Annotated in this window: 26 protein-coding genes and 1 tRNA gene; 12 read left to right on the top strand and 15 right to left on the bottom strand. The window is 63.6% G+C overall.

Going from position 1 to position 23039, the window contains the following annotated elements:
• The first annotated feature begins 16 nt into the window (after positions 1-16).
• The gene (locus tag AC07UX_RS00585; protein WP_495190100.1) at positions 17-1387 is read left to right on the top strand and encodes a class II 3-deoxy-7-phosphoheptulonate synthase; all 1371 of its coding nucleotides are present in this window, start codon (positions 17-19) and stop codon (positions 1385-1387) included.
• Between the two features lie 118 nt (positions 1388-1505).
• On the opposite strand, the gene AC07UX_RS00580 is transcribed toward AC07UX_RS00585, so the two are convergent.
• Positions 1506-1850, bottom strand: coding sequence for a DUF2322 family protein (locus AC07UX_RS00580; RefSeq protein ID WP_495190099.1), 345 nt, complete (start codon positions 1848-1850; stop codon positions 1506-1508).
• A gap of 540 nt (positions 1851-2390) precedes the next feature.
• Positions 2391-3176, bottom strand: coding sequence for a TerC family protein (locus tag AC07UX_RS00575; RefSeq protein WP_495190098.1), 786 nt, complete (start codon positions 3174-3176; stop codon positions 2391-2393).
• A 232-nt stretch (positions 3177-3408) separates the two neighbouring features.
• Between AC07UX_RS00575 and AC07UX_RS00570 the strand changes: the two genes are divergently transcribed.
• Together AC07UX_RS00570 and AC07UX_RS00565 are read left to right on the top strand one after the other, a co-directional pair.
• Positions 3409-4425 (top strand): class 1 fructose-bisphosphatase, encoded by a 1017-nt coding sequence (locus tag AC07UX_RS00570; RefSeq protein ID WP_495190097.1) that lies wholly within the window; start codon positions 3409-3411, stop codon positions 4423-4425.
• Positions 4426-4833: 408 nt separating this feature from the next.
• Positions 4834-6708 (top strand): acyltransferase family protein, encoded by a 1875-nt coding sequence (locus tag AC07UX_RS00565; protein ID WP_495190096.1) that lies wholly within the window; start codon positions 4834-4836, stop codon positions 6706-6708.
• A gap of 2 nt (positions 6709-6710) precedes the next feature.
• Here the strand turns inward: AC07UX_RS00565 and AC07UX_RS00560 are convergent, their stop codons facing one another.
• Positions 6711-7604, bottom strand: coding sequence for an N-formylglutamate amidohydrolase (locus tag AC07UX_RS00560; RefSeq protein WP_495190095.1), 894 nt, complete (start codon positions 7602-7604; stop codon positions 6711-6713).
• A 142-nt stretch (positions 7605-7746) separates the two neighbouring features.
• Between AC07UX_RS00560 and cpdR the strand changes: the two genes are divergently transcribed.
• On the top strand, positions 7747-8133 hold the full coding sequence (cpdR, locus tag AC07UX_RS00555) for a cell cycle two-component system response regulator CpdR (protein WP_495190094.1): 387 nt from the start codon (positions 7747-7749) through the stop codon (positions 8131-8133).
• 24 nt (positions 8134-8157) lie between these two features.
• Here cpdR and AC07UX_RS00550 read toward each other — a convergent pair whose 3' ends face one another.
• Positions 8158-9489 carry a dicarboxylate/amino acid:cation symporter gene (locus tag AC07UX_RS00550; protein WP_495190093.1) on the bottom strand — a complete coding sequence of 444 codons (1332 nt, stop codon included), beginning with the start codon at positions 9487-9489 and terminating at the stop codon, positions 8158-8160.
• A 129-nt stretch (positions 9490-9618) separates the two neighbouring features.
• Here AC07UX_RS00550 and AC07UX_RS00545 point away from each other — a divergent pair.
• A tRNA-Val gene (locus AC07UX_RS00545) sits at positions 9619-9693 on the top strand.
• 65 nt (positions 9694-9758) lie between these two features.
• Here the strand turns inward: AC07UX_RS00545 and AC07UX_RS00540 are convergent.
• Positions 9759-9911, bottom strand: coding sequence for a hypothetical protein (locus tag AC07UX_RS00540; protein ID WP_495190092.1), 153 nt, complete (start codon positions 9909-9911; stop codon positions 9759-9761).
• A 108-nt stretch (positions 9912-10019) separates the two neighbouring features.
• Here AC07UX_RS00540 and AC07UX_RS00535 point away from each other — a divergent pair, with 108 nt between their 5' ends.
• Complete coding sequence (locus AC07UX_RS00535) at positions 10020-10682, top strand: 5'-methylthioadenosine/S-adenosylhomocysteine nucleosidase (protein ID WP_495190091.1); 663 nt, start codon at positions 10020-10022, stop codon at positions 10680-10682.
• On the opposite strand, the gene AC07UX_RS00530 is transcribed toward AC07UX_RS00535, so the two are convergent.
• The 5 genes from AC07UX_RS00530 to petA form a co-directional block, all read right to left on the bottom strand.
• Positions 10637-11692, bottom strand: coding sequence for an endonuclease/exonuclease/phosphatase family protein (locus AC07UX_RS00530; protein WP_495191739.1), 1056 nt, complete (start codon positions 11690-11692; stop codon positions 10637-10639). The genes AC07UX_RS00535 and AC07UX_RS00530 overlap by 46 nt on opposite strands.
• A gap of 23 nt (positions 11693-11715) precedes the next feature.
• Entirely contained in the window at positions 11716-12252 is a 537-nt protein-coding gene (locus AC07UX_RS00525) for an adenine phosphoribosyltransferase (protein ID WP_120251882.1), read from the bottom strand.
• 168 nt (positions 12253-12420) lie between these two features.
• Positions 12421-13272, bottom strand: a complete 852-nt coding sequence (locus AC07UX_RS00520; protein ID WP_495190090.1) for a cytochrome c1 — start codon at positions 13270-13272, stop codon at positions 12421-12423.
• Positions 13273-13287: 15 nt separating this feature from the next.
• The gene (locus AC07UX_RS00515; protein WP_495190089.1) at positions 13288-14580 is read right to left on the bottom strand and encodes a cytochrome b; all 1293 of its coding nucleotides are present in this window, start codon (positions 14578-14580) and stop codon (positions 13288-13290) included.
• A gap of 11 nt (positions 14581-14591) precedes the next feature.
• Positions 14592-15158, bottom strand: coding sequence for a ubiquinol-cytochrome c reductase iron-sulfur subunit (gene petA / locus AC07UX_RS00510; RefSeq protein WP_495190088.1), 567 nt, complete (start codon positions 15156-15158; stop codon positions 14592-14594).
• A gap of 194 nt (positions 15159-15352) precedes the next feature.
• On the opposite strand from petA, the gene AC07UX_RS00505 reads away from it, so the two are divergent.
• The 3 genes from AC07UX_RS00505 to AC07UX_RS00495 are packed head-to-tail and all read left to right on the top strand — an operon-like array spanning position 15353 to position 17300.
• Positions 15353-15823, top strand: a complete 471-nt coding sequence (locus AC07UX_RS00505) for a tRNA (cytidine(34)-2'-O)-methyltransferase (RefSeq protein ID WP_495190087.1) — start codon at positions 15353-15355, stop codon at positions 15821-15823.
• Positions 15820-16710, top strand: a complete 891-nt coding sequence (hemF, locus tag AC07UX_RS00500) for an oxygen-dependent coproporphyrinogen oxidase (RefSeq protein WP_495190086.1) — start codon at positions 15820-15822, stop codon at positions 16708-16710. The genes AC07UX_RS00505 and hemF overlap by 4 nt, the downstream gene beginning before the upstream one ends.
• Entirely contained in the window at positions 16710-17300 is a 591-nt protein-coding gene (locus AC07UX_RS00495) for a GNAT family N-acetyltransferase (protein ID WP_495190085.1), read from the top strand. The genes hemF and AC07UX_RS00495 overlap by 1 nt, the downstream gene beginning before the upstream one ends.
• Before the next feature lie 4 nt (positions 17301-17304).
• Here AC07UX_RS00495 and AC07UX_RS00490 read toward each other — a convergent pair whose 3' ends face one another.
• Complete coding sequence (locus AC07UX_RS00490; protein WP_495190084.1) at positions 17305-18120, bottom strand: DUF7847 domain-containing protein; 816 nt, start codon at positions 18118-18120, stop codon at positions 17305-17307.
• 79 nt (positions 18121-18199) lie between these two features.
• On the opposite strand from AC07UX_RS00490, the gene lipB reads away from it, so the two are divergent.
• The 3 genes from lipB (at position 18200) to AC07UX_RS00475 (ending at position 20037) form a co-directional block, all read left to right on the top strand.
• Positions 18200-18910, top strand: a complete 711-nt coding sequence (gene lipB / locus AC07UX_RS00485) for a lipoyl(octanoyl) transferase LipB (RefSeq protein ID WP_495190083.1) — start codon at positions 18200-18202, stop codon at positions 18908-18910.
• A 59-nt stretch (positions 18911-18969) separates the two neighbouring features.
• Positions 18970-19257: a hypothetical protein gene (locus AC07UX_RS00480; RefSeq protein ID WP_495190082.1), complete on the top strand. Its 288-nt coding sequence runs from the start codon at positions 18970-18972 to the stop codon at positions 19255-19257.
• An 87-nt stretch (positions 19258-19344) separates the two neighbouring features.
• A complete protein-coding gene (locus tag AC07UX_RS00475) occupies positions 19345-20037 on the top strand; it encodes a hypothetical protein (RefSeq protein ID WP_495190081.1) in 693 nt (230 codons plus the stop codon).
• Between the two features lie 13 nt (positions 20038-20050).
• Here the strand turns inward: AC07UX_RS00475 and queE are convergent, their stop codons facing one another.
• From queE to hslO, 4 genes are all read right to left on the bottom strand, one after another.
• Positions 20051-20698, bottom strand: coding sequence for a 7-carboxy-7-deazaguanine synthase (gene queE / locus AC07UX_RS00470; protein ID WP_495190080.1), 648 nt, complete (start codon positions 20696-20698; stop codon positions 20051-20053).
• 13 nt (positions 20699-20711) lie between these two features.
• Positions 20712-21404, bottom strand: a complete 693-nt coding sequence (queC, locus tag AC07UX_RS00465; RefSeq protein WP_495190079.1) for a 7-cyano-7-deazaguanine synthase QueC — start codon at positions 21402-21404, stop codon at positions 20712-20714.
• 59 nt (positions 21405-21463) lie between these two features.
• Positions 21464-21889, bottom strand: coding sequence for a DUF3617 domain-containing protein (locus tag AC07UX_RS00460; protein ID WP_495190078.1), 426 nt, complete (start codon positions 21887-21889; stop codon positions 21464-21466).
• 146 nt (positions 21890-22035) lie between these two features.
• The gene (gene hslO / locus AC07UX_RS00455) at positions 22036-22941 is read right to left on the bottom strand and encodes an Hsp33 family molecular chaperone HslO (protein ID WP_495190077.1); all 906 of its coding nucleotides are present in this window, start codon (positions 22939-22941) and stop codon (positions 22036-22038) included.
• Between the last annotated feature and the right edge of the window lie 98 nt (positions 22942-23039).

Below are 23039 nucleotides of genomic sequence, written 5' to 3'. Positions count from 1 at the left end.
GCGAAGGAGACTCGACGTGGCGGCGAAGTGGACGCCGGAAAGCTGGCGGGAGCATAAGGGCATCCAGATGCCCTTTTACAGGGACGCAGAGGCGCTTGCCTCGGTAGAGGCCCAGCTTGGCCAGTTTCCGCCCCTCGTCTTTGCGGGCGAGGCACGCAATCTGAAGGCGGACCTGGCCAAGGTCGTGACCGGCGACGCTTTCCTGTTGCAGGGTGGCGATTGCGCGGAAAGCTTTGCCGAATTCCATCCCAACAATATCCGCGACACCTTCCGCGTGCTGCTTCAGATGGCGGTGGTCCTGACCTTCGCATCGAAGCTGCCGGTGGTGAAGGTCGGCCGCATGGCGGGACAGTTCGCCAAGCCCCGCTCGGCCGATACCGAGACGATCGGCGGCGTGGAACTGCCCAGCTATCGCGGCGACAATGTCAACGACATCGCCTTCACGCCGCAAGCGCGCGAACCGAACCCGCAGCGCATGGTGCAGGCCTATAACCAGTCGGCCGCGACGCTCAATCTGGTGCGCGCCTTCTCGACCGGCGGCTATGCGTCGCTGGATCGCGTCCATGGCTGGATGCTCGATTTCATGGGCCGTTCGCCCTGGGCCGCCAAGTTCGAGGCGATGGCCGACCAGATCGGTCAGGCGCTCGACTTCATGCGCGCCTGCGGCCTGTCGGCGGACACGGTGCCCCAGCTCGGCGGCACCAGCTTCTACACCAGCCATGAAGCGCTGCTGCTGCCGTTCGAACAGGCGCTGACCCGCCAGGATTCGCTGACCGGCGACTGGTATGACACGTCGGCGCACATGCTGTGGATCGGCGACCGCACCCGTTTCGAAGGGTCGGCCCATGTCGAATATCTGCGCGGCATCGGCAATCCGATCGGCCTGAAATGCGGTCCCAGCCTGGAGCCGGACGCCCTGCTGCGCCTGCTCGACACGCTGAACCCGGCCCGTGAAGCCGGGCGCATCACGCTCATCACCCGCTATGGTCATGACAAGATCGAGGCCGGCCTGCCCAAGCTGGTGCGCGCCGTGCTGCGCGAAGGGCATCCGGTCATCTGGTCCTGCGACCCGATGCACGGCAACGTCATCAAGGCGGCCAATGGCTACAAGACCCGCCCGTTCGAGCGCATCCTGGCCGAAGTGCGCGGCTTCTTTGCCGTGCATCGGGCCGAGGGCAGCTTCGCCGGCGGCATCCATGCCGAAATGACCGGGCAGAATGTCACCGAATGTACCGGGGGCGCCATCGCCATCACCGACGAAGGCCTGGCCGACCGCTACCACACCCATTGCGATCCGCGTCTGAACGCGGCGCAGAGCCTGGAGCTGGCTTTCCTGCTGGCCGAAATGCTCAACGAGGAACTGAAGGAACGCCGCGCCGCGGCCTGACCATAAAAGGGCGGGATCGCATGATCCCGCCCTTTTATGCGGCGCGACCCAAGGCAAATCTGTTCCCCGGCGCAGGCCGGCGAACGCTCAGGTCATGCACAGGGGCTGCTGCGCCCCGTCAGCCTTCCGCAGCCACCACCACGATATTCAACGCAGCGCCGCCCTCCGCGATCGCAATCAGCCGATCGACATTGGGATGCGCACCCGGACGGCTACGAGCATCGGCCACATGCTCGCCGAAAACCGCCAGCCCATGCTCTGCGGCCGCCGCGTCGAGCGCCCCGAACGCCCGCGCCAGATAATGATAGAGCGCCAGCGACCCCTGCTTGCCCGGCTGGTTCTCGATCGTCGCGACGATCCCGCCATTCGCGTCGATCAGGTCGATCCGCGCCAGCCCGTCGATCGGCGGCAATTGCGCCAGATTATCCTTGAAGTTCGCGCCTGGTTCGATGGTTGCCAGCATATGTCATGTTCCCGCATTGATAGGTCGCGGCGCCTCTCGCATCTTATAACGCCCGCTGCAATCGGCTGTCCTTCGGGCGGAGGCGGACATGGGTAGCAGTCGGAACGGCGACTTTCAGGTCCACCCCCGGAATAGCGTCATCCCAGCCTTCGCTGGGGTGACGATGAGGGTTGGGGCGATTCTGCCCATCAGCATCCCTTCCCCAATCCAACACGCTTCCAATGTAGGATTTTATCTGATCCACCCTGACAGATGGATCACCGCCTCGATCAGCATCCGCCCCTACCAACGCCGTCGCGCGCACGACGCGCCTTAGTCGCGTCATCGGCGCACAGGTGGCGCGTTTCTGTCGCCCACCTGTCGCGCCGATGGCGCATACCCGACGCATCACGGACGCGCAGATGGCGCGCGCCAGTGACCCCTATGTCGCGCCGGTGGCGCATCGGGGACGCTTCGCGAGCGCCTTGCGAGCGCTTGCGCCGCAATAGGGCCGACAACGGTGTGAACTTCGCCCCTGTCGCGTCGCAGGCGCGTTGCGACTTATGCCCCGCCGGCCCGTGCCTTGGCCTTGCGCGCGAAGATGTTCAGCACCTCGACCAATGTCGAAAAGGCCATGGCGGCGTAGATATAGCCCTTGGGCACATGCACACCGAAACCATCGGCGATCAGCACCGCGCCGATCATCAGCAGAAAGCCCAGCGCCAGCATCACCACCGTCGGGTTGCGGGCGATGAAGTTGGCGAGCGGATCGGCCGCGATCAGCATAACCGTCACCGCCACGATCACCGCGATATACATGACCGCCAGATTATCGGTCATGCCCACCGCCGTCAGGATCGAATCAAGCGAGAAGATCATGTCCAGCACGATGATCTGCGCGATCGCCGCGCCGAAGGTCATGGTCGCCACGCCCTTCTTGTCCAGCACGCCGTCCGCTGGCGCCGGATCCACGCTGTGATGGATTTCCTTGGTCGCCTTCCAGATCAGGAACAGGCCACCCGCGATCAGGATGAGGTCGCGCCAGGAAAAATCGGTTTCGAACGTCGGCGCGCCATGCTGGTCCAGCGGTCCCGAAAAGCCGAGGTTGAACACCGGCTGCGTCAGGCCGACGATCCACGCGATCATCGACAGCAAAATCAGGCGCATCACCAGCGCCAGCCCGATGCCGATCCTGCGCGCCTTGGGCCGTTGCGCTTCGGGCAGTTTATTGGTGAGGATCGAAATGAACACCAGATTGTCGATGCCCAGCACCACCTCCATCACCACCAGCGCGATCAGCGCCGCCAGGGCTGTAGGGTCGGTAAAGGCGGTAATCAGACTGTCCATGACGCTCCTCTTGGCCAATGCCCATATGGGGCCATTTGGCACGGCATCGCAACGATGGGGACGCCCGCCTGTTCCAACAGACATTGTTTGTCACATGACAGCGCTATCAAGCCACGAATGACATTGCCTGCCGCTGGACTAGGCCGCGTTGCTGCCCTAGCGAGACTGTCATTGTCCTTTTCCGTCCGGCTTTACCGTCGCGACATTCCGCCCATCTGACGAAAGGCGTTTCATGGCTCGTACCACCCTGACCCGTTTCCTGATCGAACAGCAGCGCGAGGCGAACGCGCTGCCGGGCGAGTTGCGCCTGCTGATCGAAACCGTGGCGCGCGCCTGCAAGACGATCAGCCATGCGGTCGGCAAGGGTGCGCTGGGCGAAGTGCTGGGCAGCCTGACCAGCGAAAATGTGCAGGGCGAAGTGCAAAAGAAACTGGACGTCATCGCCAACGAATTGCTGCTCGACGCCAATGAATGGGGCGGGCACCTGGCCGCCATGGCGTCGGAGGAGATGGAGACGCTCTATCCCATCCCCAACCGCTATCCCAAGGGCGAATATCTGATGCTGTTCGATCCGATCGACGGGTCCAGCAATATCGACGTCGATCTGTCGGTCGGCACCATCTTCTCGGTGCTCAAGGCGCCCGACGGCTGCGCCGGTCGCGATGTGACCGAAGAGGATTTCCTTCAGGACGGTCGCCAGCAGGTTGCCGCCGGCTACGCCATTTACGGTCCGCAGACGATCCTGGTCCTGAGCGTGGGCACCGGCGTCTTCGAATTCACCCTCGACCGCGAAGTCGGCAGCTGGGTCATGACCGATGCCGATATGAAGATGCCGCAGGGCAAGTGCGAATTTGCGATCAACATGTCGAACCGCCGCCAATGGTCGCCGGCCATTGCCCGCTATGTCGAGGAGCGCGTATCGGGCACCGCCGGCCCGTGCGGCAAGGATTACAACATGCGCTGGACCGCCTCCATGGTGGCGGACGTCCATCGCATCCTCAAGCGCGGCGGGATCTTCATGTATCCCTACGACCACCGCACGCCGGGCAAGGCCAAGCTGCGCCTGATGTATGAAGCCAATCCGATGAGCTACCTGATCGAACAGGCCGGCGGCGCGGCGAGCGATGGCTTCATGCCGATCATGGACGTCACCGCCACCGGCCTGCATCAGCGCGTCGGCGTGGTGCTGGGCGACAGCGCGGAAGTGGCGACGGTCGTCGCCTATGGCAAGGAAGCCGTGGCCGCCTGATCTGGAGCGGAGGCGGCGAGCGACAAGCGCCCCCTCCGTTCGTTTCGGGCGAAGGCGCGCGACGCTCGCATGGCGTTGAAAAAGAAAAAAGGGGGGAGAGCATGTCGCTCGATCCCCCCTGCTTCGGCTCGCCGTGCCGGTCTTAACCGGCGGCTCCTCTCCAGAAACTTTTTATATGGCGCGCCAAACAGCGATGTCGCTCTAGCCCAGTGCGATGACAAAAAAAAGGCTGATCGCGAGACCAGCCTGAAAGTTTTTAGGAGAGGATGCCTGAAAGGCACAGCCCTTTTGTCCTGACGGCCGAATTCTCGCAAATGCGAAGGGCGGAACCATGGTTGCATCAAACGCAATCCATTGCCGATGCGTGGTGCTAAGCAAATATCAGGGCTTGGCCGCTATGCCGCACCGATGCACGGCACCACTTCCCAGATGACCGGCCTGATTCGCTACCGCCGCGACATTGACGGCCTGCGGGCGCTGGCCATCGCCCCGGTGCTGCTATTCCACGCCCATGTGCCCGGCTTTTCAGGCGGCTATGTCGGGGTCGACATCTTCTTCGTCATTTCCGGCTATCTGATCACCGGCATCATCGCCCGCGAAGTGGACGAAGGGCATTTCTCGCTCGTCCGATTCTACGAACGCCGCTTCCGCCGGATCATGCCGGCTCTGGCCTTGATGATCCTGGTGGTGCTGGCTGCCGCCGCATGGCTCTATCTGCCCGGCGATCTGGAAGGCGTGCCCAAATCCGCCCTGGCCGCGACGCTGTTTGCATCCAACCTCTGGTTCTTTACCGACACCGGTTATTTTTCGGGCGGCGCGGATGTGAAACCGCTGCTCCACACATGGTCGCTGGCGGTGGAGGAGCAATATTATATCGGCTTCCCGATCCTCCTGATGCTCCTTGCCCGCTTCGCGCCGCGCTGGCGCAGGGTGGTGGTGGCGGGAATCGCCGCCCTGTCACTGGCGATCGCCATCGCGATGCAGCGCGACACCAGCGGCTTCACCTTCTATCTGCTGCCGACCCGCGCCTGGGAATTGTTCGCCGGGGCATTGCTGGCGCTGGGCGCCGTGCCGCCCCTGCGATCGCCCTGGCTGCGCGAACTGGTGGCCTGGATTGGCGTAACGGCTGTCTCGCTCGCTGTCGCACTATATGATCGCAACACCGTTTTCCCCGGCATCACCGCCCTTGCCCCGGTACTGGGCGCGGCAGCATTGATCCACGCGGCGCCGGGCACCTCCATCGGTCGGCTGCTTGGCTGGGCGCCGATGGTGGGCGTGGGGCTGATCTCCTACTCGCTCTATCTATGGCACTGGCCGCTGATCGTCTTCACCGAATATGCGACCGATCTGCCTCTGTCGGGTGGTACGCGAATCATCGTGATCGGCGTGGCGCTTTTGGCGGGAACAGCCTCCTGGCGCTTCGTCGAACGCCCCTTCCGCGATGTACGGCGCATGCCGGCGCGCATCATCTTCCGTTTCACCGGGGGCGCCATGACGACCCTCTGCCTGCTGTCGCTGGCGTTGATGGCCATGGGCGGCTGGCCCTCCCGCTTCACGCCGCAGGTGTTGGCGCGGATGGCGGGGCAGACGGATTTCGCGCCTTCACGCAAACAATGCCACGACACATATATGCGCGGTGCCCAGCCCTGCACATTGGGTGCGGATGTATCGCCCGACGCGATGCTGTGGGGGGACAGCCATGGCGTCGAACTGGCCTATGCCCTGTCGCTCGACGCGCGGGCAAACGGACGGTCGCTGGTCGAGCGCACGACATCGAGCTGCCCGCCAGTGCTGGGCTATGATGCAAAGGATCCGCGCTGCGCCGCCGCCAACCGCGCCGCCTTCGATGCCATCCGTGCCGACACGCGCATCAAGCGCATCTATCTCGCCGCCTTCTGGGCCAATGGCGATTTCGACGATCCCGCCTTCGTGGCGAGGCTGGACCGCACCATCGCCGCCATCCGTGCAGAGGGGCGGGAGGTGGTGCTGGTTGGGCCGGTCCCTCCCCAGCCCTTCGACGTGCCGCGTCACCTTGCCCATCTGGCGCAGGCAGGGCGGTCAGCGGACGCGCGGGGCGTGGATGTGGCCTGGGTAGAAGCACGGACCGTGCATCTGCGCACCCTGTTCGCGCGATGGCAGGCACGGGGCGTCCGGCTTATCGATCCGATCGCCACGCTCTGCGCAAGCGGACGTTGCGCCATCGAACATGACGGCCGGCCCCTCTACTTCGATTCGCATCATCTGAGCGTCGCCGGCGCGCGGCTGGTTACGGGAGCGCGATGATTCTATTCGGCCGCCAGCGCATAGTCGGACCGTGGCAGCTCCGCCGCCAGCGCCTCGACCATGCGGGTGACGACCGCCTGCATCCGCGCCACCCCCGGCCCCGGCCGGTCCAGGGTCACGTCCAGATAGAGCGCCCGGTCGATCTCCACCTGCAACGCATGAATGCCTTGCTCCGGCCGGCCATGGCGATCGATCATATGGTCGCCGGCATAGGGATGATTTTGCGCGACGATAAGGCCATGGCCGGTCGCGACATCGGCCGCCAGCGTCATCAACCGGCTGGATGCGCTGCGCCCGAACCGGTCGCCCAGCACCATGTTCGGGGCCAGCTGGCCAGCGGCGGGCGGCGGCAGAGGCGGCATGGAATGGAGGTCGATCAGGATCGCATGCCCATGCGCTTGTCTCGCCGCCAACAGCATGTCGGCCAGCATTGCATGATAGGGTTGGTGCACAGTCTCGATCCGACGGCGCGCCTCCGCCCAGCGCATCGGACCGCGCCACAATTCATGCGCGCCGGGCAAGCGGCGGGGAAAGAGGCCAAGGCCCCCGCGCAGCTTCGCGCTGCTCTGCAATGTGGCGTCCCGCGGCAGGTCCGCGATCATGCCGGGGTCGATTTCCCGCTCATGCCGGTTCAGGTCGATCGTGGCGCGCGAGGCGCGAGCGACGAGAACGGAAAATCCGCGCGCGATCAATGGATGGGCGAGCAGATCGACCCAGCGATCCTCCAGCCGGCGCAGGCTTTGCGGCTGAACGCGGGCGGCGGCGAGCAGATCCTCGTCATAGACGCGCCCGGCATGGGGCACGGACAGGATGACGGGCCGATCGGGCAGCGCCGGGCCATAGCGATCGAAGGCGGTCTGGCTGATGGTCGGGCAACACGGCGCGGGATGATCCAATATGGCTCCTTTCACCGGCGCGCCAAAAAAGGTTACCCGGCTGGCAAATATTTAAACCTTGTCGCATATAAGCGGGCTTCGCGCCACCCGGTCGGGTTGGCGCCAAGTGCCGTGGGACGGCCGAATGGGAATGTTGGGGGCAATGGTTCGCATTTTATTGGCCGAAGATGACGAAAGCATGCGGGTCTATCTGGCTCGTGCGCTCGAACGGTCGGGTTATGACGTCGTATCGGTGGCAACCGGACGGGAGGCCGTGCCGCATATCGAATCGGATCGGTTCGATCTGTTGCTGACGGATATCGTCATGCCTGAAATGGACGGGATCGAATTGGCGCAGCATGCTGCGTCGGTCGCACCGGACATGCGCATCATGTTCATCACCGGCTTTGCCGCCGTCACGCTGAAGGCGGGCAAGGCCGTGCCGCAGGCGAAGGTGCTGTCCAAGCCCTTCCACCTGCGCGATCTGGTGCTGGAGGTCGAACGGATGTTCGGCAGCGAGAGCGTGCCGGCGTCGACCGACACGCCCTGATCGCAGCGCGAATTCTACCCGGACTCAGTCGGGCACCACTTCCTGCATGTCTGGCGTGGGATCGAGCGGGCGGCCGGCCATCGCGGCATTGAACCGATCGCGATCCAGCCCCTTTTCCCAGACCGATACCACGACCGTCGCCACGGCATTGCCGACGAAGTTGGTGAGCGCGCGCACTTCACTCATGAAGCGATCGACGCCCAGAATCAGCGTCATGCCCGCGACCGGCACCGACGGCACGATCGATAGCGTCGCCGCCAGGGTGATGAAGCCTGCACCCGTCACGCCCGCCGCGCCCTTGGACGAAATCATCGCCACCAGCAGCAGCAAGATCTGCTGCTCCAGGCTGAGATGGACGTTGCACGCCTGCGCGATGAACAGCGCCGCCAGCGTCATGTAGATGTTGGTCCCATCCAGGTTGAAGCTGTATCCGGTCGGCACGACCAGCCCGACCACCGACTTGCGGCAACCCGCCCGCTCCATCTTCTCGATCAGGCTGGGCAGCGCAGCTTCCGACGATGATGTGCCCAACACCAGCAGCAGTTCCGCCTTCAGATAGCGGATCAGGTGCAGGATGTTGAACCCCACTGCCCATGCGACCGTCCCCAACACGACCAGCACGAACAGGAGCGCCGTCAGATAGAAAGTCGCGACCAGCCCGGCGAGATTGGCAAGCGTACCGACGCCATATTCAGCAATCGTGAAGGCCATCGCACCGAAAGCGCCGATCGGCGCCGCCTTCATCAGGATCGACACCAGTTTGAAGACGGCATGGCTGGCCGATTCCAGCACGGTCATCAGCGGCTGCGCCTTATCCCCGATCAGGGTCAGGGCGATGCCGAACAAAATCGCCACGAACAGCACCTGAAGGATATTGCCGTCCGCCACCGCCGACACCATGGTCGATGGGATGATGCTCATCAGGAAGCCGGTCAGGGTACGCTCATGCGCCTGATGCGCGTAATCGGCGACCTTGCCGGCATCCAGCGTCGCCGGATCGATGTTGAGGCCGGCGCCCGGCTGTATGAGATTGGCAACGATCAGGCCGACGATCAGCGCCAGAGTGGAAAAGGTCAGGAAGTAGGCGAAGGCCTTGGCCGCCACGCGGCCGATCGCGCCCAATTCCTTCATGCCGGCAATGCCGGTAACGATCGTCAGGAAGATGACCGGCGCAATGACCATCTTCACCAGCTTGATGAAGGCTTCGCCCAAAGGCTTCAACTGCTTGCCGGCGTCCGGCCAGACATGGCCGATCAGCACGCCCAGCGCGATCGCGGCCAATACCTGAACATAAAGCTGACGGTAGAAAGGCAGCCGTGGCGTCGCCTGAACCGGCGATGTTGGCGATGGCAGCATGATGGTCGGCGTCCCCCTGTTTGGGTCGCAGCATATGGGCGGCCCCTGCCCTGTCCAGAAGAATATCGACCTGTTCCAATTTCCTGCTTGCGCGAGTCAGCGACCCTCGTTATTGGCCCCCTCCACGGCGGGCGTGTAGCTCAGTGGTAGAGCACTGTGTTGACATCGCAGGGGTCGCAAGTTCAATCCTTGCCACGCCCACCATGACAAAGCCCGTCGCTTCATTCGAAGCGGCGGGCTTTCTCTTTTTCAGCTTTGTCCGGATCAGATCAACGAGAGGCGGCCTTGCCTTTGCTGTGCGTGCGACAGGCTGCGCGTTTTGCCGACAGGGCTCGTTCGACCTTCGCCCAGGCGACGATGTCGGCCGCGGTAATCGTCTCGTCATCGAAAGAACGGATGGGGAAGGACGTCAGAACGGACATGGACAGGACCAATGCAAAAGACAGGCGCAGGCTCGACTATAGGCTGCGCGGATGTCACGGGAGTGTCCTGAACATTACAGACTGGCAATGCGCCGGATCGGAGCGGGGATGGCAATAGCGTGCGAGATGATCGGTGGGCAGCGCGTGCTGTTCGTCATGGCGGTGGATGCCGAATATGGGCCACATCTGCGCGCGCGCTTTACGCCGTTGCTGACCGGCGTCGGACCGATCGAGGCAGCACTTGCCACCGGCATGGCGTTGCAGGCGCTGGAGCGGCAACAGGCGCTACCACAACTGGTAGTCAGCCTGGGGTCGGCCGGATCGCGCATTTGCCCGCTGGGCGAGATTTTTCAGATCGCCAGCGTATCGTGGCGCGACATGGACGCTTCACGGCTCGGCTTTACCAAGGGCGTGACGCCGCTTAGTGACCATCCCGTCGATGTGCCCCTGGTCACCCCGCTTGCCCTGCCATCCGCCCGGCTATCGACCGGTGCCAATGTGGTGGGCGGGGAGGATTATGCCGCGATCGACGCGGATATGGTCGATATGGAGACATTTGCCGTGGCGCGCGCGTGCGGGCGATTCCATGTGCCATTGATGGGGCTGCGCGGCGTGTCCGATGGTCCCGGCGAACTGGACCATATTCATGGCTGGATGGAATTGCTGGGCCTGATCGACGAGCGACTGGCGCAGGTCGTCGATTTGTTGCCCGATGCGCTCAGCGGTCAGCAGCCACCCGTCACAGCGGCGCTGCGCGGCCAGGACAGCTGATAGGTCACCAGAAAGCCGTCATGGTCGGACAGTTCGGGACCGCTGGGGCCGCCGTCGAACATCGCCTCGACGCGGATCGGTCGCACCGACACCCTGTCGCCCGGCCAGAAAAATTGCAGATCCTGCGTGTCCATCCATGGGGCGTCTCCATCCCATGACATATGCACATCGCACCCCGATACAGGCTCCGCACAGACGCGATGGACCAGGTTGAGCGACTGGTAGCGAGAGAAGTTTTCCCACCGATCTTCCGCATGGCGCATGTTGAAATCGCCGCCGAAGATCAATGGATAGGCGTCCTCATGGCTGCGGTCGATGAAAGCCGAGGCTTCGAGCGATTGCCGATCATGGGCGGCCAGATTGCGGTGCGCCGGCGCGCGGGAGGCGCCACGGCTGTTCATATGCGTGTCGTATATGTCGATCGGCGTCGGCACGCCGGGAATGGCGATGCGTGCCAGCATGATCCCCTTGTTGGCGAGGCAGTCGATCCCCGCGCAGGAGCGGCGGCCGTAGGCATGCATATCGACATGGACGATCGGATAGCGCGAGGCGATGGCAAGGCCGCTGCCGGTCAGGTGCAGGCCGAGCTCGCCGCGCTTGATGTGCGATCGGCCGGGAAGCGATTCCTTCGTCACGCCCTGCGCGCGGGTGGTGCGACGCGGGCCGGTGACGATGGCGGGATAGCCGGTGGCGGCGATCGCCTTCTTGGCCGCTCCGCTGAACATTTCCTGGAATAGGACAACATCGGGCGCCCGTCCTTCCGCACGCAGCGCGGCCAGCCGTTCACCGATGGCGCGCAGGGACGGCGCGCGGCCTGAACGGGCGGGCCAGCCCAGTCCCTCGATATTATAGGTGAGGACCGTCAGCGTGGTTGTCACCCGTTCGCGATCCGGTGCCGTGAGGATAGGCGGGCTCGCCTGCGCGCAGGTCATGGCGCTGCGGGGAAGCGGTGTGGCACAGCCGGTCGCCAGTAAGGCCAGACCGAGTGCCGCGTTGCGCAGACTCCGCATCCCCGGCATGGCCCCTGTCCGGCCTATTCGCCCTCGAAGACGATCAGCGCCTGCGACGCCACGCCATCGGCCTCCAGCGCAGCCTTGCCCCCCAGATCGGGCAGATCTACCGCGAACAGCGCCATGAGGACGCTTGCGCCCTGTTCGCGCAGCAGCTGCGCGGCGGCGAGAGCGGTGCCGCCGGTGGCGATCAGATCGTCGACCAGGATGACGCGCGCACCCTGCGGCACCTGCCCTTCATGCAGTTCCAGCCGGTCGGTGCCATATTCCAGCACATAGTCGATGCCGACGACCTTGCCGGGCAGCTTGCCCTTCTTGCGCACCGGTACGAAGCCCTTGCCCAGCGCATGGGCCAGCGCCGCGCCGAGAATGAAGCCGCGCGCCTCGATCCCGACGATCAGATCGACGTCCAGAGGGCGTGCGACATTCACCAGCCGATCGACCAGTTCGGCAAAGCCGGGACCGTCGGCCAGCAATGTGGTCACGTCACGAAACATGATTCCCGGCTTGGGAAAATCGGGGATGGTGCGGATCAGGGCCGTCAGGCTGTCGATGCTCATGCCGCCGCCATAGAGCGTTTTCAAAGCGGATGGAAACGCAGTTCGGCGGAGCCAATCATCCGCCGGTCAGGAAAACGCCTCCAGACAAATAGAGAAAGGGCGCGGTCCCCTCAAGGAACCGCGCCCTTTCTTTATGAAATTCGGCCATGCGTCGCGGACCGGCAGATTTCAGGCCGCGGCCTTTTTCTTGTCCGCCCAGATATTCTGGTAGGACATATAGGCCAGGCCCGTGGCGATCAGCAGGAAGATGATCGTCGCCAGACCCGCGCGGTGGCGGTTTTCCAGCTTGGGTTCGGCGGTCCAGGTCAGGAAGGCCGATACGTCCTGCGCCATCTGGTCCACGCTCGCCTTGGTACCGTCGCCATAGGTCACCTGGCCTTCGGCCGTCAGCGGGGGCGCCATGGCGAGGTTCAGGTTGGCGAAATAGGGGTTATAGTGCAGCCCTTCCGGCGTCTTGGCATCCGGGAAATGCTTGAGCAGTTCAGCCGGCTGATCCTGGAAGCCCGTCAGCAGCGAATAGACATAGGCGCTGCCATGATGGCGGGCCTTGGTCATCAGCGACAGGTCCGGCGGGATCGCATTGTTGTTCGCCGCCGCCGCCGCGACGTTGTTCGCGAAGGGCTTGGGGAAGTGATCGGCCGGGACCGGATCGCGGGTCGAGGCTTCGCCGGTGGCGGGATCGACCGACGGGGTCTTGATCGCCCATTGCTTGGCGATCGCCTTCACTTCGGCTTCGTTATAGCCAAGTGCTTCGAGATCGCGGAATGCGACGAACTTCAGGCTGTGACAGGCCGAGCAGACTTCCTTGAAGACCTGGAAGCCGCGCTGCAACTGCGCCTTGTCATATTTGCCGAAGGGGCCGTCGAACGAGAAGGCGACATGCTTGGGAGGCAGGTGGAACTCATGCTCCACCGTGGTTGCCGGCGGCTCCGTGACGTAGGAATAACCACCCACGAGAAAGGATATGAACAGCCAACCCGAGAAGAAGAGGCCGACGGCGATTGCACCATAGCGTACCATGTTACCTCTACCCCTTTATTCGGCCGGGACCGCGACGGTTTCGCCGTCGGTCTTGCCATATTTCGCCAGCACGGCCTCGGTGATCGAACCGGGCAGCGGCAGCGGCTTTTCAAAGCGCGCGATCAGCGGAAGGATGATCAGGAAATGGGCGAAATAATAGGCCGCCGCGATCTGCGAGATCATCACGAAAGGTTCTTCCGCAGGCGCACCACCGCAATAGCCCAGCACCGCCACGTCACCCAGAAGGATCCACCAGAATTTGCGGAAGGTCGGGCGATAACGACCCGAACGTACCGGCGACGTGTCCAGCCAGGGGAGGAAGAAGAGCAGCAGGATCGACGCGAACATCGCCAGCACGCCCAGCAGCTTTGCGGGGATGAAGAAGAAGTCCACGGTGAAGGCGCGCAGGATGGCGTAGAAGGGCCAGAAATACCATTCCGGCACGATATGCGCGGGGGTCGATAGCGGGTTCGCCTCGATATAATTGTCGGGGTGGCCCAGGAAGTTGGGCGCAAAGAACAGCAGGATCGAGAAGGCGATCAGGAACACGCCTGCACCGAAACCGTCCTTGGCCGTATAATAGGGATGGAAGGGCACGGTATCCTGCGGCCCCTTCACTTCCACGCCGGTCGGGTTGGAAGACCCCGGAATGTGCAGCGCCCAGATGTGCAGGATGATGACCCCCGCAATCACGAAGGGCAGCAGGAAGTGCAGCGAAAAGAAGCGGTTCAGCGAGGCATTGCCGGGGGCGAAGCCGCCCAGCAGCCAGGTCTGGATCGGCTCACCTACCACCGGGATCGCACCGAACAGGCCGGTGATGACCTTCGCGCCCCAATAGCTCATCTGCCCCCAAGGGAGCACATAGCCCATGAAGGCGGTCGCCATCATCAGCAGGAAGATGACGAGGCCGAGCAGCCACACCATTTCGCGGGGCGCCTTGTAGGAGCCGAAATAGAGGCCGCGGAAGATGTGGAGATAGACCACGATGAAGAAGAAGCTGGCGCCGTTGGCGTGGGCATAGCGCATCAGCCAGCCCGCGTTCACGTCGCGCATCGTCTGTTCGACGGTGCCGAAGGCGACCAGGTCATTGGCGCCATAATGCATCGCCATGATGACGCCGGTGACGATCTGGATCACCAGCGCAAGGCCGGCGAGCACGCCGAAGTTCCAGAAATAATTGAGGTTGCGCGGCACGGGATAGCCGGCACCGACCGCATTATAGACAAGGCGCGGCAGCGGCAGCTTCTCGTCGACCCACTGCATCACGGGATGCTTGGGGGTATAGTGTTCAGCCCATGGAAAGCTCATGATGGTCCCCCTCAACCCACAAGAATGGCGGTGTCGGAAGTGAAGCTATACTTCGGCACTTCCAGGTTCTTGGGGGCAGGCCCCTTACGAATGCGCGCAGCCGTGTCGTAGGACGAGCCGTGACATGGGCAGAAATAGCCGCCAAATTCGCCGCGATTTTCGCCCTCGCCCGCGCCCAGCGGCACGCAACCCAGATGGGTGCACACGCCCATCGTCACCAGCCACTGCTTCTTGCCATCGACCGTCCGCTCTTCCAGCGTCTGCGGATCGCGCAGCGTGGACGGATCGACCTTGTCGGCTTCGGCGATTTCCTTGGGGGTCAGCTGGCGCACGAACAGCGGCTGGCTGCGGAATGTGGTCTTGATGGCCTGGCCCGGCTGGATCGCCGAGAGATCAACTTCAGTCGATGCGAGCGCCAGCACGTCGGCGCTGGGGTTCATCTGGTCGATCAGCGGGAGGACGACGGCGACACCGCCGACCCCGGCGAAGCTGACCGCAGCGATGTTGATGAAATCCCGGCGGCGTACGCCATCTTCGCCGGATGGACCCGTACCGTCTGTTTGTTCAACGCTCGCCATGCACCTCTACCCTTGCAAGACTTCCCTGTCACACCGGAATGCCGTTACCGGCGCTGATTATCAAGGGCGTTGGGCACTCGACCAAGGGTCGACCCGCCTCCCCCCGGCGTGGTTCGATGGGCGTGATAACCGCACTGCGTCCGCTTTGCCAGTCGCAATATCACCTAGTCTATTGCAAATGCTCTTGATCGACTATGGCGCAACCCATGCGTATCGCCCTTTACCAACCGGAGATTGCCGGCAATGTCGGCGCCATCCTGCGCCTGGCCGCCTGTTTCCAGGTGCCCGTCGACATCATCATGCCCACCGGATTCGCCTTTTCCGACGCACGGCTCAAGCGTGCGGCGATGGACTATGGAGAATCGGCCGACGTCACCCGCCATGCCAATTTCGCCGCCTTCGATGCGGAACGGCGCGCGCAGGGCCGCCGCCTGTTGCTGATGAGCGCCCATGCCTCGCAGAAATTGCCGGAGGTGCAGTTTCAGGCCGACGACATACTGCTGATGGGATCGGAAAGCGCCGGCGTGCCGACCGACGTGCGCGATCTGGCCGATATCCGTATCCGCATCCCGATGGCGCCCGGCTTTCGATCCTTGAACATCGCCGTTTCCACGGGCATCGCGGTCGCCGAAGCCCTTCGCCAGACCGGAAAGTTTCCCGAATGACTGCCAGCAATCCTGTGCCCGCCGTGCCTTTCCCGCTCGATGCCCGGCAGCAGGCAGCGCGTGGCTGGTTCGAATCGCTGCGGGACAGGATCTGCGCCGAGTTCGAGGCGATCGAGCGGGAAGCGGGGAGCGATGCGTGCTTCGACTTCACGGCCTGGGATCGCGAAGCCGAAGGACAGGCCCCCGGCGAGGGCGGCGGCGGCGTGCGCGGGGTGATGAAGGGCAAGGTCTTCGAAAAGGTCGGCGTCAACGTCTCGACCGTGGGCGGCGAATTCGCCCCCGGCTTTGCCCAGACCATCCATGGCGCGGGCGACAATCCCGCTTTCTTCGCCACCGGGATCAGCCTGGTCGCGCATATGGCCAATCCGCATGTGCCCGCCGTGCATATGAACACGCGCTATCTGGTGACGACGAAAAACTGGTTCGGCGGCGGCGCGGATCTCAACCCGCCTTTGCCGCGAGAGGAGGATACGGCGCATTTCCATGATGTGCTGAAAGCCGCCTGCGACGCCCATGATCCCGATCATTATCCGCGCTTCAAGGCATGGGCGGACGATTATTTCTTCATCCCGCATCGCAATGTGCATCGCGGTGTGGGCGGCATCTTCTACGACCATCTGGAATGTACCGACGATGCCGCGTTCGAGGCGAATTTCGCCTTCACCCGCGCCGTCGGCGATGCTTTCCTGAATGCCTTCCCGCCGATCGTACGGCGGCGCATGGATGAAGCATGGACGGAGGCGGATTATCGCACCATGCTGGAATGGCGGGGGCGCTATGCCGAATTCAACCTGGTGCATGATCGCGGCACGCTGTTTGGCCTGAAGACCGGCGGCAATATCGACGCGATCCTGATGAGCCTGCCGCCGATGGCGAGCTGGCGCTGATGCCCTTCATTCCAGTCGAGCCGGGCATGGTCGCAACGGTCGTCACCCATCTGGAGATGCTGGAACGCCCCCGCCCCGCGCCCATCCCGTCAGCACCTTTGCGGCTGGTGCCATGGAAACAGCCGGACCTGGGTGCCTATCGGACCCTGTTCCGCCGGGTGGGTGCACCATGGCTGTGGTTTTCGCGGCTAGTGATGGCCGATCCGGATCTGGCGGCCATCCTGCATGACCGGGCAGTGGAGATTTATGCCGTCACCGATCTGCGAGGCACCGAGGTCGGCCTGCTGGAACTGGATTTCCGGTCGCTGCCCAATTGCGAGCTGAGCTTCTTCGGGCTGGTGCCCGAATTGAATGGCAAGGGGCTGGGCCGCTGGCTGATGGCGCAGGCCAAATCGCTTGCTTGGCGCAAGGGCGTGGAGCGTTTCTGGGTCCATAGCTGTACGCTCGACAGCCCGGCCGCCCTGGCTTTCTATATCCGCTCGGGTTTTACGCCCTTTGGACGCGAAATAGAAATCTTCGCTGACCCGCGACTGGCCGGCATACTCCCGCGCGAGGTGGCGCCGCATGTTCCGCTGCTGGACGTGCGATAGGCGTTCAGCGGAAAATGTCCGTCATATCCTGCGGCTGCGCCTGCCGATAGAGGCGCGCCAGCATCACCAGCATATAGACCTGTGCGATGCTGGATACCGCGGCGCCGGCCAGACCACCGGCCAGGCGCGCGGCATCCGCCCCGCCGGCCAGACCAGCCAGCGAGCCGATGATCGCCTGCGCCGCCGACCCGGCGATGGTCGATAACAGCATGACGATGATCAGGAAGCCGAACAGGCGCCAGAAATAGCCGCGTGTCAGCGCCCAAGCCTGCCGCAACGAATCCATCACACCCAGCCGCGTGTCGATCACTACCGGATTGAGCAGCACGAGCCGGATGCTGGCGAAGAAGATGATGCCCGCGAGACCGAATCCAAGCAGCAGGCCAGCCGCAGCGGCCAGTTGTTTCGAGGCCAGCGAAAAGGCCACGCCCACCAGCGCCGCCGCGATGAAGATGACGGCCACGGCGACGACCACGATCAGCGCCGTGCCGATCAGTACCGGCAGGCGTGCGAAGCTGAGGCGCAATGCCTCCCCCACACTGATACCCGGGCGCAAGGCCAGCGCAAACAAAGTGAGCGACCCGAACCAGATAAGGATGATCGTCAGCAGCATCGCCAGCCCGAAGCCGGGCGGCATCACCGGTATCGCATCCGGCTTGGGCTGCGCGAACCAGGCCTGCAATTCGGGCGGCATCATTTCCTGAAGGATAAGGCCGGGCAGTGCGACGAACAGCAGCGCCACCGGAAACAGCAGGGCCGCTTCGCGCGCGATGAAGGCCACCGCCTCCTCCCATGCCTTGCCGATCGACATTGTCGCCATATCTATGCTGCCTGCCCTATATGCTGGAAATGCGGCGCGAGACTTGATCGCTCGGCCCGCCCAAGTCAAGGAAGCGCCCATGCCTGATGTTCCTTCCGATCTGCCACCGCCCTTTCCTGCCTCCGTCGAATGGCGGGTCGATCCCGGCCTGGTCGACTATCCGGGTGCGCTGGCGGAGATGGAAACGCGCGCGGCCGCCATATATGAAGGCGGGGCGCAGGAACGGGTGTGGCTGCTGGAGCATCCGCCGCTTTACACTGCCGGAACCAGTGCCGATCCGGCCGAATTGCTCGACGCACGCTTTCCGGTACATGATGCCGGGCGCGGCGGGCGATATACCTATCATGGGCCGGGGCAGCGGATCGGCTATCTCAACATAGACCTGCGCGAACGGGGCAAGGATGTGCGCAACTTCGTGCATCATCTGGAGGGGTGGATGATCGCGGCGCTGGGCGACCTGGGCATCGCCGCCCGGCGCGCGGAAGGACGGATTGGCATCTGGACCGACGATCCACAGGGGCGGGAGGCAAAGATCGGCGCGCTGGGCATCCGTGTCCGACGCTGGGTGACGCTCCATGGCTTTGCGATCAACGTCGATCCCGACCTGTCCCATTTCGGCGGCATTGTGCCATGCGGTATCAGCGAATACCCGGTTACCAGCATTGCGGCATTGGACGGCAATGCGTCGATGGCGGCGCTCGATGCGGCGCTCAAGGCCCATTTTCCGGCTTTTATCGGCAACCTCAAACGCTGCGGCGCAGGGGTTGAGGAATGTAACATAGGCCGTTAGGTTTGACGCTTTCGCCGGGTGGGGGAATTGCCGGGCACCCATTATTCAAGGAGATCCGGATGCGTTCTGACGCAAAGACGTTCTTTACCCTGGCCCTGATGGCCTTGACCCTGCCCCTGGCGGCCTGCGGCGGTAAGGAAGAAGGCGGAAACAAGGTGCAAATGAAGGATATGGAAGTGGTGGACGGCACTGCCACCGACGCCATGACCGATCTGGATGGCGTACAGAGCGAAGGCACCGCCGTGGCGCTTCCCGACAATAATAGTGCGAGCAACAGCAGCGCCCCCGCCAAGCCCGCGCCGGAAAAGGCCCCTGCCCAAGAAGCGGAAGTCCTGTCGGACCAGTAGGACTGGCGCGATCGTTCAGCATTGGTACAAGAGGCCAGATAGACTGAGGGCGCCGGTGTTGGCGCCCGTCCAGAGAGGCAAAAATTCATGATTTCGCGTTTCCCGTTGCGCCGCGCGCTTGCCGGTCTGACCCTGGCGATCGCGCCGATAATCGCGCAGCCGGCATCGGCCCAATTCTTCTGGTCCCCACCCGACATGAATGCACCGGCACTGACGGATGCGACCGCTGCCACCGCGCTTGGCCTGCCTGGCGCTACGCCGGCGGAAATCAAGGCTGGCCTGGCCTGGAATCTGCGCGCCGCGCTGAACGTCGCCGCCCTGCAATGCCAGTTCGAACCGACCCTGCTGTCGACCAGCAACTACAACGCCATGATCGCGCATCATGACGCGGAGCTGGATTCGGCGCAGGCGGTTCTCCTGGGCTATTTCCAGCGCACCGTGGGCAAGGGCAAAGCGGGCCAGTCGGCGTCTGACATGTACAACACCCGCATCTATTCGGGCTATTCCACCGTGCAGGCGCAAAAGGGATTTTGCCAAGCGACGGCAGAGGTCGGACGACAAGCCATCTTCGCTGAACGCGGCACGCTCAATGAAGTGGGTCGCACCGGCCTGGCTTCCATCAAGAAGTCGCTCGTCGCGGCAGGCGAGCAATTTTACGGCACGCCGGGCTATGACTATGTCGTCGCCCTGCCGTCCTTCGACCCCAAATGCTGGAAGAAGGGCGTGCTACTGCCGGTCTGTCACCAGGCGTGGAACGACAAGACCGGCGTCAAGCCCTGATCAACTGACGATATCAGCGCAGGCCCAGATATTTATGGGCCTGCACCGTCAGCCGCCATTGCGGCCGGTCCATGACCAGCGCGATGGCAGCGCGGGCATTGTCGATCGCATGGGGATCGTCCAGCGGCTGGAGCAGATGATGGTCGAACGTCCATCCCTCCATCGCCGCGACATCCGTCAGGCTATGCCCGCCATCGGGTTGCGGCCAGACCAGCTTCAACTCGTTACCGGACCGCTGGACCACATCGCTGCCCGCCTTGGGGCTTATGCAGATCCAGTCGATGCCGGGATGGGCGGGAATGGTGCCATTGCTCTCGATCGCGATGGTGAAGCCGCGAGCATGGAGCGCGTCGACCAGCGCGTCATCGACTTGCAGCATTGGCTCTCCGCCGGTCAGGACGATATAATGCCCCGAAACGCCCTCACCCCAGAAAGCCAGCGCAGCATCGGCCAGCGTCGCGGCATCCGCAAACTTGCCGCCGCCAAGTCCATCGGTCCCGACGAAGTCGGTATCGCAAAAACGGCAGACTGCATCGCGCCGATCCTGCTCCCGCCCGCTCCAAAGATTGCAGCCCGCAAAGCGCAGGAACACAGCGCGCCGACCCGCCTGCACCCCTTCCCCTTGCAGGGTTAGGAACATTTCCTTGACCGCATAAGCCATCGCCGTCCGCCTTTCAGGGTCGCACGGCGTAGATGGTGGGATCGGGAAGGCCGGCTTCCTCATAGCCTTTCGACCGCAGGCGACAGCTGTCGCACAGGCCGCAATGCTTGTTGTCGGGCGTAGGGTCGTAGCAGGACCAGCTGAGACCCGCATCCAGTCCCAGCCGATCGGCTTCGCGCGCGATATCTGCTTTGCTCATATATTGGAGCGGCGTTTGGATCCGGATCGGACGGCCCTCCACCCCTGCCTTGGTCGCCAGCGTCGCCATTGTCTGGAAGGCGTCGATAAATTCCGGACGGCAATCGGGATAACCGGAATAATCGAGCGCATTGACCCCGATGAAGATGTCGCTCGCGCCCGCCACTTCGGCAAGGCCCAGCGTCAACGACAGGAAGATCGTGTTGCGTGCCGGCACATAGGTGACCGGAATCTCCTCACCCACACCACTTTTCGGCACGGCGATGTCGGCGGTCAGCGCCGATCCGCCAAACGCCGTGAGATCCAGCGGCAAGACGATATGACGGATGGCGTTGAGCGATTCGGCGATGCGCGCAGCGGCACGCAATTCGACGCGATGCCGTTGATTATAATCGATCGACAGCGCGAAGATGCGATAGCCGGCCTCACGCGCGAGTCCGCCCGCGACCATGGAATCGAGCCCGCCAGAGAGCAGGACGACGGCGAATTTTCCTTCATTGGCAACCATGGGCCCGCGCTACGCCTCGTTGCGCCGCAGTGCAAGTATGGGGAGGCCTCCAGCGCAGGTCATGGACAGGCGCCGATCCGCCGCCCCTCGGCCGCGAAGGCGAAGGGCGCGCCATCGGCAACGCCCTGCGAGCGGATCTGCACCAGGCGGGTTGTTTCCACGCGCAGGTCCGTGCGGCCATTGCCCGCCGCAGCGCAGTCATAGCTGACGGTAACGGCATGAGCGCTGTCGCTGACGGTGAAGCTGCGGCACGATGTCCGGCCATGCTGGACCTGAAGCAATTGGCGCAGATCGCTGATGCAGAGCTTGCGCGTCTGCCCCCCTTCGCCCCGGTCGCGCAATTCCCATTCGCCGGTTTCCAGCCCGTGCAGGGCCTGAAGCGCGGGCGCCGCTGCCGGTACCGCGCCAGTCACAGCGGCCGATGCGGTCGCCGTCGCCATAGTCATCGCGAGCACGCCGAGCGCGCGCCATTTCGCCCTCTTCATGTTTCCGCCCATTCCCGTTACCGGCCCTGATGCCGTGCTGAGCAACAGTTGCTCGCACGACCCCATGCAGCCCAATTGCGGCATTTTCATAACGCGCGCGGCGCATGCTGCCCTGATTGCGGATATCGTGAGCGAAACGATTATTTTCAATGGGCGACGAAACTGTCCAGCGCGAGCGGGAAGAGGCGCGAGCAAAAGGCGCAATCCACGCCGATAATGCCCTTTTCATCCGCCATTTCCGCGCGTTCGCTGGCCGGAAAACGGCCGATGACGTCGCGAATATGGGTCAGATCGCACCGGCACCCCTTGGCCAACGGCGTCGCTTCCGACACGCGCACTTCATCCTCTTCATGGAAGAGGCGCCACAGGATATCGCTCAGCGGAAGCGCGTCGTCGGTTAATTCTTCTGGCTTGAGCGTATGGGCCAGGGCCTGGACATGCTCCCATTCCGGATGGTCGTGACGCACATGCAGGCGTTCGCGCCCCACCTCTCCCTCCGGCAGATGCTGGAGCAGCAGGCCGGCCGCGATGCACCCGGCGCCAGCGTCATGCCGCGTGTCGATCTGGATGATGCTGGGGATTTGCTCGGACTGGAAGAAATAATGCTCGGCGGCCTGCGCCAACGACTGCCCCTCCAGCGGGACGATACCCTGATAGCGCTCGCCACTGACGGATTGGTCGAAGGTGATGGCCAGATAGCCCTTGCCGAACAGGCCGAACAGGGTCGGGTCAGCCCCCAGTTCCGCAAGGCGATCTGCGTCGAATTTCACATAACCGCGCAGGTCGCCATCCTTGTAATCGGCCACCAGCAGGCTGACGACGCCATTTTCGGTCTGCGCCTGTAGCGTCAGCTGGCCATTGGCCTGCTTAAGCGTACTGCCCAGCAAGGCCGCCAGCACCAGTGCGGAGGCAAGCAACCGCTCGATCGCGGGCGGATAGGCATGGGCGGCGAGCACCTGGTCCAGCACCGGCCCCAGCCGCACGAGGCGGCCGCGCGCATGACGCGAAGGGATGGTGAAGCCAAGGGCCTGGTCGAGATGGGGACTGGTCACGCTAATTCCTTCCGATCCCTGCGCGTCCCGAAAGCCGCGAAGCCCGCCCTTCGCCGTTCAGCGCAGGACAGGCCCCAACGTTCTCGAAAGGCGAACGG

It is taken from the genome of Sphingobium sp. GW821-FHT02B05, assembly GCF_059421905.1.
This window is presented reverse-complemented; position numbering and strand designations above follow the sequence as displayed.

Excerpts from the sequence above, each read along its gene's own strand:
- AC07UX_RS00580 (WP_495190099.1), bottom strand. The coding sequence starts at position 1,850 with ATGCTGGCAACCATCGAACCAGGCGCGAACTTCAAGGATAATCTGGCG.
- AC07UX_RS00575 (WP_495190098.1), bottom strand. The coding sequence starts at position 3,176 with ATGGACAGTCTGATTACCGCCTTTACCGACCCTACAGCCCTGGCGGCG.
- AC07UX_RS00570 (WP_495190097.1), top strand. The coding sequence starts at position 3,409 with ATGGCTCGTACCACCCTGACCCGTTTCCTGATCGAACAGCAGCGCGAG.
- AC07UX_RS00565 (WP_495190096.1), top strand. The coding sequence starts at position 4,834 with ATGCACGGCACCACTTCCCAGATGACCGGCCTGATTCGCTACCGCCGC.
- cpdR (WP_495190094.1), top strand. The coding sequence starts at position 7,747 with ATGGTTCGCATTTTATTGGCCGAAGATGACGAAAGCATGCGGGTCTAT.
- AC07UX_RS00550 (WP_495190093.1), bottom strand. The coding sequence starts at position 9,489 with ATGCTGCCATCGCCAACATCGCCGGTTCAGGCGACGCCACGGCTGCCT.
- AC07UX_RS00540 (WP_495190092.1), bottom strand. The coding sequence starts at position 9,911 with ATGTCCGTTCTGACGTCCTTCCCCATCCGTTCTTTCGATGACGAGACG.
- AC07UX_RS00535 (WP_495190091.1), top strand. The coding sequence starts at position 10,020 with ATGGCAATAGCGTGCGAGATGATCGGTGGGCAGCGCGTGCTGTTCGTC.
- AC07UX_RS00530 (WP_495191739.1), bottom strand. The coding sequence starts at position 11,692 with ATGCGGAGTCTGCGCAACGCGGCACTCGGTCTGGCCTTACTGGCGACC.
- AC07UX_RS00525 (WP_120251882.1), bottom strand. The coding sequence starts at position 12,252 with ATGAGCATCGACAGCCTGACGGCCCTGATCCGCACCATCCCCGATTTT.
- AC07UX_RS00520 (WP_495190090.1), bottom strand. The coding sequence starts at position 13,272 with ATGGTACGCTATGGTGCAATCGCCGTCGGCCTCTTCTTCTCGGGTTGG.
- AC07UX_RS00515 (WP_495190089.1), bottom strand. The coding sequence starts at position 14,580 with ATGAGCTTTCCATGGGCTGAACACTATACCCCCAAGCATCCCGTGATG.
- petA (WP_495190088.1), bottom strand. The coding sequence starts at position 15,158 with ATGGCGAGCGTTGAACAAACAGACGGTACGGGTCCATCCGGCGAAGAT.
- AC07UX_RS00505 (WP_495190087.1), top strand. The coding sequence starts at position 15,353 with ATGGCGCAACCCATGCGTATCGCCCTTTACCAACCGGAGATTGCCGGC.
- hemF (WP_495190086.1), top strand. The coding sequence starts at position 15,820 with ATGACTGCCAGCAATCCTGTGCCCGCCGTGCCTTTCCCGCTCGATGCC.
- AC07UX_RS00495 (WP_495190085.1), top strand. The coding sequence starts at position 16,710 with ATGCCCTTCATTCCAGTCGAGCCGGGCATGGTCGCAACGGTCGTCACC.
- AC07UX_RS00490 (WP_495190084.1), bottom strand. The coding sequence starts at position 18,120 with ATGGCGACAATGTCGATCGGCAAGGCATGGGAGGAGGCGGTGGCCTTC.
- lipB (WP_495190083.1), top strand. The coding sequence starts at position 18,200 with ATGCCTGATGTTCCTTCCGATCTGCCACCGCCCTTTCCTGCCTCCGTC.
- AC07UX_RS00480 (WP_495190082.1), top strand. The coding sequence starts at position 18,970 with ATGCGTTCTGACGCAAAGACGTTCTTTACCCTGGCCCTGATGGCCTTG.
- AC07UX_RS00475 (WP_495190081.1), top strand. The coding sequence starts at position 19,345 with ATGATTTCGCGTTTCCCGTTGCGCCGCGCGCTTGCCGGTCTGACCCTG.
- queE (WP_495190080.1), bottom strand. The coding sequence starts at position 20,698 with ATGGCTTATGCGGTCAAGGAAATGTTCCTAACCCTGCAAGGGGAAGGG.
- queC (WP_495190079.1), bottom strand. The coding sequence starts at position 21,404 with ATGGTTGCCAATGAAGGAAAATTCGCCGTCGTCCTGCTCTCTGGCGGG.
- AC07UX_RS00460 (WP_495190078.1), bottom strand. The coding sequence starts at position 21,889 with ATGAAGAGGGCGAAATGGCGCGCGCTCGGCGTGCTCGCGATGACTATG.